The sequence below is a fragment of the Galbibacter sp. BG1 genome, assembly GCF_013391805.1.
GTDB lineage: Bacteria > Bacteroidota > Bacteroidia > Flavobacteriales > Flavobacteriaceae > Galbibacter.
The window spans coordinates 1,675,320-1,693,183 of the sequence record NZ_CP058364.1; the positions used below are offsets into that span (position 1 = coordinate 1,675,320).

The 17,864-nt window shown below is 37.5% G+C and carries 16 protein-coding genes; 13 read left to right on the forward strand and 3 right to left on the reverse strand.

Features of this window, described 5'->3' with window-relative positions; translation table 11 throughout:
* Window positions 1-62: 62 nt before the first annotated feature.
* Genes HX109_RS07400 through HX109_RS07430 form a run of 7 tightly spaced genes read left to right on the forward strand, consistent with a single transcriptional unit; the run spans window position 63 to window position 10,484 of the window.
* Complete coding sequence (locus HX109_RS07400) at window positions 63-3,200, forward strand: TAT-variant-translocated molybdopterin oxidoreductase (RefSeq protein WP_178950699.1); 3,138 nt, start codon at window positions 63-65, stop codon at window positions 3,198-3,200.
* A gap of 33 nt (window positions 3,201-3,233) precedes the next feature.
* Complete coding sequence (nrfD, locus tag HX109_RS07405) at window positions 3,234-4,970, forward strand: NrfD/PsrC family molybdoenzyme membrane anchor subunit (protein WP_178950701.1); 1,737 nt, start codon at window positions 3,234-3,236, stop codon at window positions 4,968-4,970.
* 3 nt (window positions 4,971-4,973) lie between these two features.
* A complete protein-coding gene (locus HX109_RS07410; RefSeq protein ID WP_178950703.1) occupies window positions 4,974-5,498 on the forward strand; it encodes a DUF3341 domain-containing protein in 525 nt (174 codons plus the stop codon).
* Between the two features lie 9 nt (window positions 5,499-5,507).
* The gene (locus HX109_RS07415; RefSeq protein WP_178950705.1) at window positions 5,508-6,098 is read left to right on the forward strand and encodes a c-type cytochrome; all 591 of its coding nucleotides are present in this window, start codon (window positions 5,508-5,510) and stop codon (window positions 6,096-6,098) included.
* Window positions 6,099-6,132: 34 nt separating this feature from the next.
* The gene (locus tag HX109_RS07420; protein ID WP_178950707.1) at window positions 6,133-7,518 is read left to right on the forward strand and encodes a quinol:cytochrome C oxidoreductase; all 1,386 of its coding nucleotides are present in this window, start codon (window positions 6,133-6,135) and stop codon (window positions 7,516-7,518) included.
* Window positions 7,519-7,550: 32 nt separating this feature from the next.
* The gene (locus HX109_RS07425; protein WP_178950709.1) at window positions 7,551-8,615 is read left to right on the forward strand and encodes a cytochrome c oxidase subunit II; all 1,065 of its coding nucleotides are present in this window, start codon (window positions 7,551-7,553) and stop codon (window positions 8,613-8,615) included.
* Between the two features lie 45 nt (window positions 8,616-8,660).
* Window positions 8,661-10,484 (forward strand): cbb3-type cytochrome c oxidase subunit I, encoded by a 1,824-nt coding sequence (locus HX109_RS07430; RefSeq protein WP_178950711.1) that lies wholly within the window; start codon window positions 8,661-8,663, stop codon window positions 10,482-10,484.
* Window positions 10,485-10,780: 296 nt separating this feature from the next.
* On the opposite strand, the gene HX109_RS07435 is transcribed toward HX109_RS07430, so the two are convergent.
* Entirely contained in the window at window positions 10,781-11,254 is a 474-nt protein-coding gene (locus tag HX109_RS07435) for a very short patch repair endonuclease (RefSeq protein ID WP_178950713.1), read from the reverse strand.
* Between the two features lie 289 nt (window positions 11,255-11,543).
* On the reverse strand, window positions 11,544-12,860 hold the full coding sequence (gene ahcY / locus HX109_RS07440) for an adenosylhomocysteinase (protein WP_178950715.1): 1,317 nt from the start codon (window positions 12,858-12,860) through the stop codon (window positions 11,544-11,546).
* A gap of 241 nt (window positions 12,861-13,101) precedes the next feature.
* Here ahcY and HX109_RS07445 point away from each other — a divergent pair, with 241 nt between their 5' ends.
* From HX109_RS07445 to HX109_RS07465, 5 genes are read left to right on the forward strand one after another with little or no spacing between them, the layout of a single operon-like run.
* Entirely contained in the window at window positions 13,102-13,728 is a 627-nt protein-coding gene (locus HX109_RS07445) for a 4'-phosphopantetheinyl transferase family protein (RefSeq protein ID WP_178950717.1), read from the forward strand.
* A 21-nt stretch (window positions 13,729-13,749) separates the two neighbouring features.
* A complete protein-coding gene (locus HX109_RS07450) occupies window positions 13,750-14,010 on the forward strand; it encodes a thiamine-binding protein (RefSeq protein WP_178950719.1) in 261 nt (86 codons plus the stop codon).
* Window positions 13,994-14,632 (forward strand): nicotinamide riboside transporter PnuC, encoded by a 639-nt coding sequence (gene pnuC / locus HX109_RS07455; protein ID WP_178950721.1) that lies wholly within the window; start codon window positions 13,994-13,996, stop codon window positions 14,630-14,632. Before HX109_RS07450 ends, pnuC begins: the two co-directional genes overlap by 17 nt.
* Complete coding sequence (locus HX109_RS07460; RefSeq protein WP_178950722.1) at window positions 14,587-15,174, forward strand: AAA family ATPase; 588 nt, start codon at window positions 14,587-14,589, stop codon at window positions 15,172-15,174. The genes pnuC and HX109_RS07460 overlap by 46 nt, the downstream gene beginning before the upstream one ends.
* Complete coding sequence (locus tag HX109_RS07465; RefSeq protein ID WP_178950724.1) at window positions 15,149-16,711, forward strand: DUF4301 family protein; 1,563 nt, start codon at window positions 15,149-15,151, stop codon at window positions 16,709-16,711. The genes HX109_RS07460 and HX109_RS07465 overlap by 26 nt, the downstream gene beginning before the upstream one ends.
* 55 nt (window positions 16,712-16,766) lie before the next feature.
* Here HX109_RS07465 and HX109_RS07470 read toward each other — a convergent pair whose 3' ends face one another.
* Window positions 16,767-17,213, reverse strand: a complete 447-nt coding sequence (locus tag HX109_RS07470; protein ID WP_178950726.1) for a hypothetical protein — start codon at window positions 17,211-17,213, stop codon at window positions 16,767-16,769.
* Between the two features lie 155 nt (window positions 17,214-17,368).
* Between HX109_RS07470 and greA the strand changes: the two genes are divergently transcribed.
* Window positions 17,369-17,845, forward strand: a complete 477-nt coding sequence (gene greA, locus HX109_RS07475; RefSeq protein ID WP_178950728.1) for a transcription elongation factor GreA — start codon at window positions 17,369-17,371, stop codon at window positions 17,843-17,845.
* The last annotated feature ends 19 nt before the right edge of the window (window positions 17,846-17,864 follow it).

The window sequence follows — 17,864 nt, forward strand, 5'->3', positions numbered from 1 at the left end:
TACAAATAAGAATTTAAGAAGAGCCTGTTAAGGCAGGTTGATTTAAAATAGTTATATATAACATGGCATCAAACAAAAAATACTGGTCAAGTGTTGAGGAGCTAAATCCAAATAGCTCTATCGCTGAGACGCTTAAACAGAATGAGTTTGTTGAGGAAATCCCGAACGATGAATTTTTAGGAGATAAAGATTCGTTGGGTTCTTCGTCTACAAGTAGACGTGATTTTCTTAAATATGTAGGGTTTTCTACGGCGGCTGCTTCTTTGGCGGCTTGTGAGGGGCCTGTAAAAAAATCGATCCCATATGTGGTTCAGCCGGAAAACATTATTCCTGGAAAAGCGAATTACTATGCAACTACGATTGCAGATGGATACGATTTTGCAAGCATATTGATTAAAACTCGTGAGGGTCGACCAATAAAAGTAGAGAGTAACACCGACGCTAAGATTAATGGAGGGGCTAATGCAAGAGTTCATGCGTCTATTTTAGGATTGTACGACAGTTTACGTGTGCAAGGGCCTAAGGCAAAAGGTGAGTATATCACTTGGGATGACTTAGATAAAAATGTAATTGCTGGATTGAATGCTGCTAAAGCTTCTGGAAAGCAAATCGTTTTATTAACGCAAACATATGCGAGTCCGTCTACCAAAAAGTTGATAGCTGAATTTTCTGCGAAATATGGAAACGTAAAACATGTTCAGTATGATGCCATTTCTGAAGATGCTGCCTTGAATGCTTTTGAAGCTTCTTATGGAGTTCGAGCGTTGGCAGACTACGATTTTTCTAAAGCAGAAGTTATTGTTTCTTTCGGCGCCGATTTCTTAGGGGATTGGCAAGGTGGAGGTTTCGATACAGGGTATGCGAAAGGTAGAATTCCTTCGGAAGGAAAAATGTCCCGTCATATTCAGTTTGAATCTAATTTAAGCCTTACAGGGGCGAGTGCAGATAAAAGGATTCCTTTAACTGCTTCTCAGCAGAAAGTGGCACTGGCTAAGTTTTACGGTTACCTAAACGGTAAGTCGATTAGTGGAGAATTGCCTGCTAAAATTGATGAAGCTGTTAAAAATGCAGCTGCACAAGTGGCGAGAGCTGGTAGGAATGCAGTTGTGGTTACAGGGATCAACGATGTGGATGCTCAAAATGTAACTTTAGCGATTAATAAGAGCATTGGAAGTGTTGTAGTAGACACCGAAAACCCTCGATTTACACGCCAAGGAAATACAAAGCAGGTAGATGCTTTGGTAAAAGATATGAATGCTGGTAACGTTGGTGCTTTGGTTATAAGTGGTGTTAATCCGCTTTACTCATTACCAAATGCAGCAGAGTTTGAGGCTGGACTTCAAAAAGTAGGTCTTTCTATAGCGTATAGCTTAAAAGAAGACGAAACTGCTGTTAAGTCGGCTTATATTGCTGCGGCTCCTCACTATTTAGAGTCTTGGGGGGATGTAGAAATTAAAAAAGATCATTATGGTTTAATGCAACCTACCATTCGTCCTTTGTTCAATACAAGACAGTTTCAAGATTCTTTATTGACGTGGATGGGTAGTGATGTTGGTTACCACGATTATATAAAACAAACATGGACTTCTTCAATTTTGGGTGGGTCTTCTTGGAACAGCGCATTGCACGATGGTGTATTTGTTGGCTCCGGGGAGATGATGGCTCAGGAAGAGGTTGTTGAAGGATCATCTTCAGAAGAAACTGTTGAAAGTGCAGATGCAGAACCAGTAAATACGGTTAATGCCGAAGCGGCAGTAGCTTCTGTGGCTGCAGCAGTAAGAAAACTTGCAGGGGCCGCAGGAAACGGGATGGAGTTAGTATTGTATCCTAAAACCTCTATGGGGGATGGACAACAAGCAAACAACCCATGGTTACAAGAATTGCCAGATCCAATCACTAGAAATACGTGGGATAATTACTTAACGATCTCTTTAGCTGATGCGGAAGCGTTAGATCTAGAAAACTATACGGTTTCCAACGGTGGTTTAAATGGAGATTATGTAAAGCTTACCGTAAATGGGGTGACCTTAGATAAGGTTCCAGCTTTAATTCAGCCAGGTCAAGCGAAAGGAACAGTTGGTTTAGCTTTTGGTTACGGCCGGGAATTAGGGGTTAAAGAAGAGATGAAAACCGGTGTAAATGCATATCCGCTTTACCTAGGTTTCAATAATACACAGGAAGTTAAAATTGAAAAAGTTTCAGGTACCCATGAGTTTGCATCCGTGCAGATGAAGAGTACAATGGATGGAAGAAATGATATCTTAAGGGAAACTTCTTTAGAGATTTTCAATACTAAGAATTCGCATGTTTGGAATCCGCAACCTGAGGTTTCTGTAAACCACCAGGAAGTGCCAATCGCAGAAGCCGATTTATGGACTGAATTCGACTCTAGTATTGGGCATCATTTTAACTTATCGATCGATTTAAATGCTTGTACTGGTTGTGGGGCTTGTGTTATTGCATGTCATGCAGAAAACAATGTTCCAGTTGTTGGTAAAAGTGAAGTGAGAAAATACAGGGATATGCACTGGTTGCGTATCGATAGATATTATTCTTCGGAAGAAACTTTCGATGGAGATGCAGCAAAAGTTGAAGCGGCTCCAAACTCAATAAGCACATATCACGAATTGGAGCACCCGTCTGAGAATCCTCAGGTAGCGTTCCAGCCAGTTATGTGTCAGCATTGTAATCATGCTCCATGTGAAACGGTTTGTCCAGTTGCGGCAAGTTCTCATGGTAAGCAAGGTCAAAACCAAATGATTTACAACCGTTGTGTAGGTACGCGTTATTGTGCTAACAACTGTCCTTATAAAGTGCGTCGTTTCAACTGGTTCTTGTACAATGAGAACGATGAGTTCGATTTCCATATGAATGACGATTTAGGAAGAATGGTATTAAATCCAGATGTAACCGTACGTTCTAGAGGGGTTATGGAGAAGTGTTCTATGTGTATTCAAATGACACAGAAAACAATCTTAGACGCCAAAAGAGAGGGTAGAACAATTAAAGATGGTGAGTTTAAAACCGCATGTTCTGCTGCTTGTAGTACAGGGGCAATCAAGTTTGGGGATGTAAACGACAAAGAAAGTGAAATTGTTGAGTTGAAAGAAGACAACCGTATGTATCACTTACTTGGTTTTAAAGGAACCAGACCAAATGTATTCTATCACACTAAAGTGAGAAATACAGAAGAAGCTTAAAAAAAATTAATAAGAATAATTATATAAAGTATTATGGCGTCGCATTACGAAGCACCTATACGTGAACCTTTAGTAACGGGAGAAAAATCTTACCATGATGTTACTGTAGACGTTGCTGCTCCTGTAGAGGGAAGAGCGAATAAACAATGGTGGATTGTCTTTTCAATAGCTTTAGTGGCCTTTCTTTGGGGAATAGGCTGTATTATATATACAATATCAACCGGTATTGGAGTATGGGGATTGAATAAAACCGTTGGATGGGCCTGGGATATTACCAACTTTGTATGGTGGGTAGGTATCGGTCACGCGGGAACCCTAATTTCTGCGGTATTATTGTTATTCCGTCAAAAATGGAGAATGGCAGTTAACCGTTCTGCAGAGGCAATGACCATTTTCTCAGTAGTGCAGGCAGGTTTGTTTCCAATTATTCACATGGGGAGACCATGGTTGGCATATTGGGTATTACCAATTCCTAACCAATTTGGTTCTTTATGGGTAAACTTTAACTCTCCACTACTTTGGGATGTATTTGCAATCTCTACGTACCTTTCGGTTTCATTGGTTTTCTGGTGGACCGGTTTACTTCCAGATTTTGCAATGCTTAGAGATAGAGCGGTAAAACCATTTCAGAAAAAGATATATAGTCTTTTAAGTTTTGGTTGGACAGGTAGAGCAAAAGACTGGCAACGTTTTGAAGAAGTTTCTTTGGTATTGGCCGGTTTGGCGACCCCACTGGTACTTTCGGTACACACTATTGTATCTTTTGACTTTGCTACATCGGTAATTCCAGGATGGCACAGTACCATTTATCCTCCTTACTTTGTTGCAGGAGCGATTTTCTCAGGATTTGCCATGGTACTTACGCTGCTTATAATAATGCGTAAAGTTTCTAACCTTGAAGATTACATTACCAGAGCTCATATTGAGTATATGAACAAGGTAATCTTGTTAACAGGTGGTATTGTAAGTGTTGCTTATATTACAGAGTTTTTTATAGCCTGGTATTCTGGAAGTAATTACGAAGATTATACCTATCTTTCTATAGGTGCTGCTACTGGACCTTATTGGTGGGCATTCTGGGCACTTATTATCTGTAACTTTGTAGTGCCGCAAACCCTTTGGATTAAAAAATTACGAAGAAACTTTATGTGGTCTTTCATCGTATCGATCATTATCAATATTGGAATGTGGTTTGAGCGTTTCGACATTATTGTTATTAACTTAAGTAAGGGTCACTTACCATCTTCTTGGTCTATGTTCTCTCCAACTTTTGTAGATATCGGTATTTTCTTGGGAACCATAGGATTCTTTTTTGTATTGTTCTTATTATACGCTAGAACTTTCCCTGTAATTGCACAGGCAGAGGTAAAAACAATCCTAAAGTCTTCAGGAGAGCGTTACAAGCGTTTAAGAGATAGCGGGAATAGCCTAGTTGGAACGGCAGCAGATCATAGAACATCAGATATTGCTGAAGTGACGAAGGAAACTTCATCTGAAAAATTGGTGATAGATGCAGAAAAGCAGGAACATTTAATTGCTTCCTTAGGAAGATTTAACCCTGAAGAGGATAAGGCAGATGATCTTAAAAAAATAGATGGTATCGGTCCGGTTATGGAAAATACACTTAACCAAATTGGAATCTATACATACGAGCAAGTAAGTAGAATGTCTGAAAAAGAATACAATCTCTTAGATGCTATTACAGGGAAGTTTCCTGGTAGGGCGCAAAGAGATGATTGGGCAGGTCAAGCAAAAAATTTAATAAAATAATTTATGGCTTCAAAAGTTATACAAGCGATATACAATGATGACGACATTCTTATGTTGGCTGTAAAGCGTGTTAAAGAGGCACATCATCATATTGAAGAAATTTATACGCCATTTCCAGTTCACGGACTCGATAAGGCTATGGGCTTAGCACCTACAAGAATTGCCATTACCTCTTTTATGTATGGATGTGTAGGAATTACCGTAGCTGTTGTAATGATGAATTTTATTATGATTCAAGATTGGCCGCAAAACATTGGAGGGAAGCCAAGCTTTAGTTTTATTGAAAACATGCCTGCTTTCGTTCCAATTATGTTTGAGATGACGGTATTTTTTGCAGCTCACTTAATGGTGATTACTTTTTACATGAGAAGTAGATTGTGGCCATTTAAAAAGGCTGAAAATCCAGATGTAAGAACAACAGACGACCATTTTTTAATGGAAATAGCCTTAAACGATAATGAAGACGAACTAACGAAACTCTTGGTAGATACAGGAGCGATAGAAGTTAAAGTTTCAGAAAAGCACTAATAATTCGAAATGAGAGTTTTTGTAAAAATAGGGATTGTTTTAGGGATGGCTGCCATGGCAGTATCATGCCAGAATAAATCGACGCCAAATTATCAGTACATGCCTAATATGTATGAGCCTGTAGGTTACGAAACCTACCAGGAAACAGATGCATTTAGAAATGGAAAAGAAGGACAGCTACCAGTAGAAGGAACTGTGGCAAGAGGACATATACCATACGATTATCCTAACACATTAGAAGGATACAGTGAGGCGAAGGTAAACCTTAGAAATCCGTTGCCATTTGATGCATATAGGAATGCAGATTCTACAGTAACCGAAGATTATCTTAGAAAAGGAGAAGACCTGTTCAATATCTATTGTGCGGTTTGTCACGGAGAAAAAGGTAATGGTAAAGGTATACTGGTAGATCGTGAAAAGATTTTAGGGGTGCCAAGTTACGACGATGCCGGAAGAGCTATAACAGAAGGTAGCGTTTACCATGTTATACGTTATGGGTTGAATTCAATGGGGTCTTATGCCAATCAACTTAACGAGGAAGAACGTTGGCAAGTTACAGAATATGTAATGACCCTTAAGGCAGACTTAGAGAGTAAATAATTAAAATCAACTATCAAAAAGAAGATATCAAGATATGTACACGTTTTCAAATAGATTAAAGATAACATCTATCATTTTAATGATAGTTGGGATTCTTGGGATAGGATACGGTTTTATAAGTGCTCCGTCTACCATTGAAGAAGCGAAAGCTATGGTTGCCGCAGATGCTCATGGAGGTCATGGAGAAGCAGAGGCACATCATGAAGAAGTGGGAACACACCATGAGCCAAAAGTAACGCATCATGAAAGTGTAGAAGAGAACCATCATGAAGCTGGATCAGCGCATGGCCAAGATGCAGCTGTACACCAGTCTCACGACGAGCATACGCTAAGTAAATTACAAAATCGCCCATGGGCAGCTTTTTTAATAGCAGGTTTTTTCTTTTTTATGCTTGCTTTGGGAGCATTGGTTTTTTATGCAATACAGCATGTGGCGCAGGTAGGTTGGTCTCCTTTGCTTTTTAGGGTAATGGAAGCTATAAGTGCTTATTTGTTTCCTGGGGCCTTAATATTATATGTGTTTTTCGTTCTTACCTCTGCGTTCCATTTAAACCATTTATATATTTGGATGGATCCTGAAGTAATGGCGCATGATGGAATATTACAACTAAAGCAAGGATATTTAAACATACCATTTTTCTTGATTAGATCTACCATCTTTTTAGCTGGATGGATACTTTATAGACACTTTGCGGTTAAGAATTCTTATGCTCAAGATGAAGCTAAGGATAATACGTATTACAGAAAGAACTTTAAAATATCTGTATTTTTCTTATTGTTCTTTTTCGTAACGGAATCTATCATGGCATGGGACTGGTTTATGGGGTTAGAGCCACATTGGTATAGTACACTTTTTGCATGGTATGTATTTGCAAGCATGTTTGTATCTGCAGTTACTGTTATTGCAATGGTTACAATGTATCTTAAGTCTAAAGGGCTTTTGGAATATGTAAACGATAGCCATTTACACGATTTAGCTAAGTTTATGTTCGGGTTGAGTATTTTCTGGACGTATCTTTGGTTTGGTCAATTTATGCTTATTTGGTATGCCAATATACCAGAAGAAGCTGGATATTTCCTTACCAGAATAGAACATTATAATTTAGTATTCTTTGGAATGCTTTTGTTTAACTTTGTGTTCCCGTTCTTGGTATTGATGAATAGCGACTTTAAACGTGTAAATTGGTTTGTAATGATCGCCGGGATTAGTATTTTGATTGGTCACTACATGGATATTTTCCAAATAGTGATGCCGTCTACCGTGGGTGAATTATGGAGTTTTGGAGTACCGGAAGTTGGAAGTATACTTTTCTTCTTAGGGTTGTTTATCTTTGTTGTGTTTAGTGCACTTGCAAAAACACCATCTTTTGTGGTGAAAAGAAACCCATTTGTTGAAGAAAGTAAGCACTTTCATTATTAATTAAATTTTAAAAAGTAAACAGGATATATACGATGACTGCTTTATTAACAATAATTGTTCTTCTACTTGTTGCCATTGCCATTTGGCAAATGACTAAGATTTTTGAATTGTCGCAAGCCGGCAGTGATGACTCTCAGATTGCTAATGACAAAGACAACAAGATCAATGGGTATTTGATGTTTGGATTTTTAATCTTCATCTACCTTTTAACTATCTATTCTTTCTATGCATGGGGTGATGTGCTGTTAGGTACACCAGCTTCGGAGCATGGGCCAGAGTACGATAACCTTATGGGAATTTCCATGGCGCTTATCTTCTTTGTGCAGATTGTAACGCAGGCATTGCTGTATTACTTTGCTTATAAGTACAGAGGGCAGAAAGGTAAAAAGGCGTTATTTTATGCCGATAATGATAAGTTAGAGTTTATTTGGACTATTATACCTGTTATTACTTTAGCTGGTTTAATCCTTTACGGATTGTTTACATGGACAACCTTAATGGATATCGATGAAGAAGAGGGAGATCCTATTATAATCGAGTTGTATGCACAACAGTTTAACTGGAAAGCACGCTATGCTGGAGATGATAATGTATTAGGACAGGCAAACGTAAGACTTATTGATATTAATAAGAACAATGTTATTGGTATAGACGAAGCAGATCCTTACGGGGAAGACGATGTAGTTTCTCAAACAGAATTACACTTACCAGTAGGAAGAAAGATTATCTTTAAGATGCGTTCTCAAGATGTGCTTCACTCTGCTTATATGCCACACTTTAGAGCACAAATGAACTGTGTTCCTGGAATGATCACTCAGTTCTCATTTACACCAACAGTGACTACTGAAGAAATGAGATTGGATCCAGATATTTCAGAAAAGGTTCAAAAGATTAACAAAATTAGAGCTGAAAGAAGAGCTAATGGAGATGATAATGCAGATGCATGGGAGTTTGATTACGTTCTACTTTGTAATAAAATTTGTGGTTCTTCTCACTACAATATGCAGATGAAGATTGTAGTGGAAACACAGAAGGAGTTTGATGCATGGATAAAAGAACAGAAAACGTTCAAACAAACAATTGCATCAGCAGAATAATAGATATTTAGTAAGTTATATTAAAATATTAAAGGAAAGAGGATTATGTCAGCAACAGCATCACAGGCACACGTAGAAGATCATGCACATGATCATGGGCATCATCATAAAGAGACGTTTATAACGAAGTATATATTCAGTCAGGATCATAAAATGATTTCAAAACAATACCTTATTACCGGTTTGATAATGGGTGTTATTGGAATTGCAATGTCTTTGCTTTTTAGAATGCAGATTGCATGGCCTGGAGAGTCTTTTAAAATATTTGAAGTGTTATTGGGGAAATGGGCTCCAGAAGGAGTAATGGATCCTAACATTTATTTGGCATTAGTGACTATTCACGGTACTATCATGGTATTCTTTGTGTTAACACAGGGACTTAGTGGTACGTTTAGTAACCTTTTAATTCCATTGCAGATTGGTGCAAGGGATATGGCATCTGGATTTATGAACATGGTTTCTTATTGGATGTTCTTTGTATCCAGTGTTGTAATGGTTATTTCCTTATTTGTTGAAGCAGGACCCGCAGCAGCTGGTTGGACAATCTATCCGCCTTTAAGTGCATTACCACAAGCTCAAGGAGGATCTGGATTGGGGATGACCTTATGGTTGGTTTCCATGGCTATTTTTATTGCTTCTTCATTATTAGGATCGCTAAATTATGTAGTTACCGTTATCAACCTTCGTACAAAAGGAATGTCGATGACGAGATTGCCACTTACAATCTGGGCTTTCTTTGTAACCGCTATTATCGGTATCGTTTCTTTCCCGGTACTTTTATCAGCTGCATTGCTATTAATTATGGATAGAAGCTTTGGTACATCGTTCTTCCTTTCAGATATATTTATTCAAGGAGAAGTATTACATTATCAGGGAGGATCTCCTGTATTGTTCGAGCACCTTTTCTGGTTCTTGGGTCACCCAGAGGTTTACATTGTATTGTTACCTGCACTTGGGATTACCTCAGAAATTATTGCAACCAACTCTAGAAAACCTATCTTTGGTTACCGAGCAATGGTAGCATCTATTCTTGCAATTGCATTTTTGTCTACAATTGTATGGGGTCACCACATGTTTGTATCAGGGATGAATCCATTTTTGGGATCGGTATTTACTTTTACAACATTACTAATTGCGATTCCATCTGCGGTAAAAGCTTTTAATTATATTACCACCCTTTGGAAGGGTAACTTACAGCTGAATCCAGCGATGTTGTTTTCCATTGGTTTGGTTTCAACTTTTATTACTGGAGGTTTAACAGGAATTATTTTAGGGGATAGTGCGTTAGACATTAATGTACACGATACGTACTTTGTGGTTGCTCACTTCCACTTAGTAATGGGAATTTCTGCACTTTATGGAATGTTTGCTGGTATTTACCACTGGTTCCCTAAGATGTTTGGACGTATGATGAACAAAAACCTTGGTTATATCCATTTCTGGATAACAGCAATTTGTGCTTACGGAGTTTTCTTCCCTATGCACTTTGTTGGAATGGCTGGGGTACCTAGACGTTATTATACCAATACGAATTTCCCGATGTTTGACGATTTAACAAACGTACAGGTGGTGATGACGGTTTTCGCTTTAATTGCTGGAGCTGCACAGTTGGTATTTGCCTGGAACTTTGTTCACAGTATTTTCTACGGAAAAAGAGCACCTCAAAACCCATGGAACTCCAATACTATTGAGTGGACAACACCTGTAGAACACATCCACGGAAACTGGCCAGGAGCAATTCCAGAAGTTCACAGATGGGCTTACGATTACAGTAAAACCAATGAGGATGGGGAGTATGTTATTCCTGGACAAGACTTTGTGCCGCAGACGGTACCATTACAAGAAAATGAAGAAGAACTGAATCACTAATAGAAGTATTCAAGTAAGATATATAAAAGACCTCTTTGCAAAAAGGGGTCTTTTTTTTGATAATATGTTGAAACGTAAATTAATTTATTATCCTATAACGATTTAAAATGCTTGCAGTCGTTGCGAGCGAAACGCAGTGGAGCGTGGCAACCACCTGAACTTGCTTATCCTTTTAGCACTACTATTTGCGCTTTAGAGTATACTGAAGCTGACACTTGAATGAGCAAGAGCCAGATTCCCCAAGAACTTAGAACATAAACCAATTTTAGTTCCTGTTCTTGGTATGCCAACTTCAATTACCAATCCAAAGAGCCAGTTTGTAAATAAACCAACACATCGTTTATGCATTTTTTAAGGTTGGTTTTCACTTCCTTTTCCCAGAACCTTAAAACCGTATATCCCATTTCCTCTAACTGCTTATTGACTTCTTTGTCGCGTTGGATGTTCCTTTCTATTTTAGGGATCCAAAAGCCACGGTTGCTTTTAATAGTATTCTTCTTTACATCCCAGTTATAACCGTGCCAGAACTCCCCATCGATAAAAATGGCTAGTTTGTATTTTTTAATGGAAATATCTGGTTTTCCTGGCAGATTCTTATTGTTGATTCTATAACGGATACCTTTAGCCCAAAGAGCCCGGCGGAAGATCATTTCTGGCTTGGAATTTTTACCTTTTATCCGGGACATGATTTTAGAACGCCTTTTGGTAGTATAAAAACCGCTCTCCTCATTAAGCCGAGGCACTTTAATTTTTTCTTTACTATAATCCATAAACAGTATCAAGCTATGAAATTATTGAAAGATATTCAAGTTATTGATAGGTAGTGTATTATTTAAATGGATCTCTCATTTTGCAATAAGGATTGCAGCGGCTAGCTTTTGGTAAATTATGGTTTAAGATTTGCCAAAACTAATAGCGGAAAGCCTGGTGCGTAGCAATTGCCCAAGAAATACTTTAAAAATAGGAGGAAAGTAAAATGTCATGCTGAGCCTGTCGAAGCATATTTAGAAGTTATCTTCGATTGACCTTCGACAAGCTCAGGCTGACATTTCGTAAATTTTAGTATCTGTAGTATTCTGGCTTAAAAGGTCCTTCTACTTCCACACCAATATATTTGGCTTGCTCTTCGTTTAGCTCTGTAAGCTCTACACCAATTTTTTCTAGGTGCAACTTAGCTACTTTTTCATCGAGATGCTTAGGAAGCATATAAACCTCGTTCTCGTACTTGTCTGTGTGGTTCCAAAGTTCGATTTGAGCTAAGGTCTGGTTTGTAAAGGAGTTGCTCATTACAAAACTTGGGTGTCCTGTAGCACAACCTAAATTTACCAATCTACCTTGCGCCAATAGAATAATATCTTTTCCATCGATCGTATACTTATCTACCTGAGGTTTAATATTTATTTTATGGTTGCCGTAGTTTTTATTGAGCCATGCTACATCAATCTCGTTGTCAAAATGACCGATATTACACACAATCGTCTTATCTTTCATTTTTGCGAAATGCTTGCTTGTAACAATATCCTTATTTCCAGTGGTGGTAATAACAATATCTGCTTTTTCTACTACAGTTTCCAATTTTTTTACTTCAAAACCGTCCATAGCGGCTTGCAAAGCACAAATTGGGTCTATTTCGGTAACGGTAACAATAGAACCTGCACCTCTAAAAGAAGCGGCAGTACCTTTACCTACATCTCCGTACCCACAAACTACAACACGCTTACCGGCCAACATAACGTCTGTTGCTCTTCTAATGGCATCTACTGCACTTTCGCGACATCCGTACTTATTATCAAACTTCGACTTTGTTACCGAATCGTTTACGTTAATGGCAGGCATCGGCAAGGTTCCATTCTTCATACGTTCGTACAGTCGGTGAACTCCTGTGGTGGTCTCTTCTGATAAACCTTTTACCCCCGCAGCCAATTCTGGATACTTGTCCAGTACCATGTTGGTAAGGTCTCCACCATCGTCTAAAATCATATTCAATGGTTTTCTGTCTTCCCCAAAGAAAAGTGTCTGCTCGATACACCAATCAAATTCTTCTTCGATCATGCCTTTCCATGCATAAACAGAAATTCCAGCAGCGGCGATTGCAGCAGCAGCCTCGTCTTGGGTGGAATAAATGTTACAAGAGCTCCAGGTAACTTCCGCACCAAGGGAAATTAAGGTTTCAATTAAAACTGCAGTTTGAACTGTCATGTGCAAACATCCTGCAATACGAGCTCCTTTAAGGGGTTGCTCATTTTTATATTCTTCGCGCAACGACATCAAACCTGGCATTTCTGCCTCGGCCAATTCTATTTCTTTTCTTCCCCAATCGGCCAAAGAAATATCTTTTACTTTATAAGCTACGTAAGGAATTGTTTTAGTACTCATATTATTTTTATCTATTTAAAATTTTTATTTTGTTCTCCACGCAAAAAATAAATATTGTTTGCATGGAAAGAACTGTTTCACTTTTGGGTAAAAAATTAATTATTACGGTTATCCAGTTAATAATTAACTTAGTTTATCCTCATTTCTTATTTTTACGTTCGTTAAGCAATTTTTTGTATTAAAATAACAATTTTTCACTGAAAAAATCAGTGCAAAGTTACATAAATAACTTGTATTATTCATGCCTCTTTACAAAACTATAACGCCTTCCGAGAATACTAAAGTGCTGATTTGGAAGATAGAAGAATCTTTTGATAATTTAAGTGAAGGCATAGAACTTACCGAGAATTGTAAAGAGCGATTGTCTCATATGAAATCGGAAATCCACCAAAGAGGTTTTTTAAGTGTTCGGCATCTTTTAAAGGCCGCAGGTTATGTTACCTCCGATTTGTATTACGACCGAGCTGGAAAACCACATCTAAAAGATGGAAATGCGATCTCCATAACACATTCTTTTACCTTTTCGGGGATTATTATTAGTAGCGACACCCATATAGGCATCGATATTGAAAAGCGTCGAGACAAGATAAGTGTGATTGCTCATAAGTTTATAAATTACGAATACAATTTTTTAACAGATGCAGATGTTCGTAGGCTTACCGTAGTTTGGTGTATTAAAGAAAGTCTTTACAAGGTTTTTGCTACGGAAGGAATGAGTTTTAAACAACATACCAAAGTAATCCCATTTAATATGGATGATAAAAAAGCATTTGGTTGGATTTTTTATGAAGCGAAAGTGGAAAAATACAAGGTCGAATTTTTGGAGTTTGATGAATTTACTTGCGCTTATGCCATGAAGTTAACGTAGAAATTAACAAAATATAAAACGATGAAAATATCAGTAGAATTAACGCTAACACCTATTCAAGACGATTTTGAACCTTCTATAATTCATTTTATAAAAAAGATGCGTGAAAGCGGACTCACAGTGTTGGAAAATCCATTGAGTACCCAAGTTTACGGAGATTACGATGAAGTTATGAAGGTGCTAACAACCGAAATAAAAGAAGCTTTTGAAATGATTGATAAAGGACTTTTGTATATGAAAATCGTAAAATCCGATCGCAGCGCGTATGAACCTCATTTTTGATTGGCTTTTTTCTCAATACGATGGGGTGCCAGCTCACTACGTAGTCCTAGAAATTATTGGGGTGGTTTTTGGTTTCCTTAGCGTTTGGTACTCCAAACGGGAAAATATTTTAGTCTATCCAACTGGGATTATCAGTACCGCCATATTTGTTTATATTCTTTACAACTATGGCCTGTTGGGGGATATGATGATTAATGCATACTATTTCTCCATGAGCATCTACGGGTGGTATGTATGGACGCGTAAAGTAGATGCCACGCATTTTATTGCTATAACCACCACAACTGGAAAAGAAAAGCGCATATCTATCGTGTTGTTTATTGCCACCATGGTTTTTGTGTATATGGTGTACGAGTTTTTTAATAAATGGGAATCGTGGGTGTCTTACGTCGATATCCTTACCACAGCTATTTTCTTTGTTGGGATGTGGCTTATGGCAAAAAAGAAATTGGAAAATTGGTTGTATTGGATTATTGGGGATATAATTTCTGTGCCGCTCTATCTTTACAAAGGGTTGGCATTTACAAGCTTGCAATACCTTATTTTTACAGTTATTGCAATTTACGGTTACATAGCATGGAAGAAGAACTTAAACAAAAATCCGGAGACCTTATTAAAGTAGTGATGTTCGGCCCCGAATCTACGGGGAAGACCACTTTGGCGCAAGCGCTGGCAAAACACTACCATACCCAATGGGTTCCTGAATTTATGCGTAGCTATTTGCAAGAAAAATGGGATAACGAAAAAAAGGTTTGTGAACCAAAAGACATGCTCCCCATCGCCAAAGGACAGGTTGCTTTAGAAAATAAAATCTCTAATAGTGCTCAAAATATCCTTTTTTGCGATACTAACTTGTTGGAACTAAAAGTATATTCAGAAGCATATTACAATGGGTTTTGCGAACCAATAATTGAAAAATATGCGCTGCAACATAAATACGATTTGTATTTTTTAACGTATATTGATGTTCCTTGGGAAAAGGACGATCTTCGAGATAAACCTAACGATCGCGAAGCAATGTTTTCCAAGTTTGAAAGTGCCCTCAAAACCAACAATTTAAATTATGTGCTGCTAACAGGGGACTTCAAAACCCGAATGCAGACAGCTATTAATCATGTAGAAAAACTTATTAAAAAGAATGATGACACTCACCGAAGCCGATAAAAAGCAATTAAAAGAAAAAGGAATTGAGGTAAAACGAGTAAAAGAACAAATAGAAACTTTTAAAAAAGGGATTCCATTTGTAAATCTTATTGCGGCAGCCACCATAGATCATGGGATTCATAAATTTTCTGATAAGGAAAAGAAAAAATACATAGCGCTTTTTGAAAGTAAAAAAGATGCACTTAACTTATTAAAATTTGTTCCTGCATCTGGAGCGGCTACTAGAATGTTTAAAGCTCTTTTTCAGTTTTTAAACAATTATAACCCTGCCAATGAAACCATTAATGCTTACGTAAATAGGGAAAAGGCAGATATCATTAGAACATTTTTTATCGGGGTGGAAAAGTTTCCATTCTACGAGTCGGTTATTAAGCGTTTTGTGGAAAAACATCCCGACTTTTTAAACTTGCCAGATCATTTTCAGAAATATTATTTTATCAAAATCCTCTTGGATCAAGATGAATTCGATTATGGTTCGAGTCCGAAAGGGTTGCTGCCTTTTCATAAATATAAAACCCATCCGGCGACAGCTTTTGAAGAACATATGTACGAGGCTGCTTTGTACGATGAGTCCAATGGAACGGCAAAACTTCATTTTACCATTTCCAAGGAACACAATAACGATTTTGATGATGAAATGGATAAGATTCAGAATCGGGTAAAAGAAAAAACAGGTGTTTCTTTCGATACCACCTTTTCTTTTCAGAAGGAATCTACAGATACTATTGCCGTAACTATGAAGAACGAACCTTTTCGTTTGGAAACAGGTGAAATTTTATTTAGACCAGGAGGTCATGGTGCGTTGATAGAAAATTTAAACGATCAAGATGCCGATATTATTTTTATAAAGAATATCGACAATGTTGTAGTTTACAAATACAAGCACGAAGTTGCAGAGTACAAAAAAGTATTAGCGGGAAAACTGTTGGAAGTTCAAGAAAAGGCCTTCGAATATGCTAGGTTATTGGATGAAACTACCCCCGATGAGAAAAAGATTGATGAAATAAAAGAATTCCTGAAAAAGGAATTAAATGTTCATGTAAAACCAGACGTGGATAAATACAAAGAGGTTTACCAAATAGAATTTTTAAAAGAAAAATTAAACGCTCCCATACGTATCTGCGGAATGGTAAAAAATGAAGGAGAACCCGGAGGGGGACCTTTTTGGATTAAAGATGAAGATGGAAATATTTCTTTACAAATTGTAGAAACCCCACAAATAGATACCAATAATAAGTTTCAATTGGATATTGTAAAAGGGGCCACACACTTTAATCCTGTCGATATTGTTTGTAGTATTAAAAATTATAAAGGGGAAAAGTACAACCTTTTAGATTATGTGAATCCACAACAAGCTTTTATTACCACCAAAACCAAAGAAGGCAAAGAACTAAAGGCACTGGAATTACCGGGCTTGTGGAATGGTGGAATGGCTTTTTGGAACACTATTTTTGTAGAAGTACCATTAACTACATTTAACCCTGTTAAAACGGTGGTAGATTTATTAAAACCAGCGCATCAAGTTAAAGATAAATAGCATTTTTTAAAACCCCAAAGAATTGATGTTTTTTGGGGTTTTTATATTATATGAATTAATTCGAGATCTTTATAATATTATTATTTGTGGTAACACGATAAGGTTGTAAAGTATAGGCTCTACCTTCTCCTTTAAACTCGGTTACCAAAGCACCGCCAGCAAGTTCATATTTATAATCTTCGCAGCTGCATTCGCAAAAAACCCCATCTACCAATTGCATGGTCGAGCAATCGTTTGGTCGGTGATTAGGGCAACTCGCTTCCCAAGCTACGTAAGAACCACTGCCTGTATTAAATACAAAAACCCCACGAATGCCCACGTTAGAATTATTTACATAAACCGCCGTTCCAGGATTCGACAGGCTTGCATATTGCGGAAGATTGAGATTTATGGTGTAGCTAAACCCAGGTTCTATTAAATTAGGGTTGTCGAAAGAGGTATCGTCTCCGCTGCAACCCGTGAATATAATTAGCGCCAATATGTTATAAATAAGGTATTTCATTTTTATAAAAATTAAGAGTTGCAATGTACAATAGTTTTCAAAAATAATGTGTTTTTACATGCAAGATACTGGTTAAACGTTTACTAAAAATTTGTATATTTGTGTGAATCCTCTTTGGACAAAGGGGATTTTTTGTATTTATAAACGATGAAGTTATGAGTAAAGTATCTTATTACACAGAAGAGGGCATAAAAAAATTAAGAGCAGAATTAGAGCAATTAAAAAGCGTGGAACGCCCAAAGGCATCTCAGGCAATAGCAGAAGCAAGGGATAAAGGGGATTTATCTGAAAATGCAGAATATGATGCCGCGAAGGAAGCACAAGGATTGTTGGAGATGAGAATTTCTAAGATGGAAGAAACATTGGCCAATGCCAGGGTTATAGACGAATCGCAATTAGACACCTCCAAAGTTTTAGCGCTTTCCAATGTAAAGATTAAGAACTTGAACAATGGTATGGAGATGAAATACAAATTGGTAGCAGAAAGCGAAGCTGATTTAAAAAGCGGAAAAATTTCTGTGAATTCTCCAATTGGGAAAGGACTTTTAGGGAAATCGGTAGGAGAAATAGCAGAGGTGAAAGTACCAAATGGAATTTTAAAATTTGAAATACTGGAAATTACAAGGGATTAACACCTGTAATTGTATGTTG

Bases quoted from the DNA above. Each gene is read 5' to 3' on its own strand.
- HX109_RS07430 (WP_178950711.1), top strand. From the start codon at position 8,661: ATGTCAGCAACAGCATCACAGGCACACGTAGAAGATCATGCACATGAT.
- HX109_RS07450 (WP_178950719.1), top strand. From the start codon at position 13,750: ATGAAAATATCAGTAGAATTAACGCTAACACCTATTCAAGACGATTTT.
- HX109_RS07465 (WP_178950724.1), top strand. From the start codon at position 15,149: ATGATGACACTCACCGAAGCCGATAAAAAGCAATTAAAAGAAAAAGGA.
- HX109_RS07410 (WP_178950703.1), top strand. From the start codon at position 4,974: ATGGCTTCAAAAGTTATACAAGCGATATACAATGATGACGACATTCTT.
- HX109_RS07420 (WP_178950707.1), top strand. From the start codon at position 6,133: ATGTACACGTTTTCAAATAGATTAAAGATAACATCTATCATTTTAATG.
- ahcY (WP_178950715.1), bottom strand. From the start codon at position 12,860: ATGAGTACTAAAACAATTCCTTACGTAGCTTATAAAGTAAAAGATATT.
- pnuC (WP_178950721.1), top strand. From the start codon at position 13,994: ATGAACCTCATTTTTGATTGGCTTTTTTCTCAATACGATGGGGTGCCA.
- HX109_RS07425 (WP_178950709.1), top strand. From the start codon at position 7,551: ATGACTGCTTTATTAACAATAATTGTTCTTCTACTTGTTGCCATTGCC.
- HX109_RS07415 (WP_178950705.1), top strand. From the start codon at position 5,508: ATGAGAGTTTTTGTAAAAATAGGGATTGTTTTAGGGATGGCTGCCATG.
- HX109_RS07435 (WP_178950713.1), bottom strand. From the start codon at position 11,254: ATGGATTATAGTAAAGAAAAAATTAAAGTGCCTCGGCTTAATGAGGAG.
- HX109_RS07470 (WP_178950726.1), bottom strand. From the start codon at position 17,213: ATGAAATACCTTATTTATAACATATTGGCGCTAATTATATTCACGGGT.
- greA (WP_178950728.1), top strand. From the start codon at position 17,369: ATGAGTAAAGTATCTTATTACACAGAAGAGGGCATAAAAAAATTAAGA.
- nrfD (WP_178950701.1), top strand. From the start codon at position 3,234: ATGGCGTCGCATTACGAAGCACCTATACGTGAACCTTTAGTAACGGGA.
- HX109_RS07445 (WP_178950717.1), top strand. From the start codon at position 13,102: ATGCCTCTTTACAAAACTATAACGCCTTCCGAGAATACTAAAGTGCTG.
- HX109_RS07400 (WP_178950699.1), top strand. From the start codon at position 63: ATGGCATCAAACAAAAAATACTGGTCAAGTGTTGAGGAGCTAAATCCA.
- HX109_RS07460 (WP_178950722.1), top strand. From the start codon at position 14,587: ATGGAAGAAGAACTTAAACAAAAATCCGGAGACCTTATTAAAGTAGTG.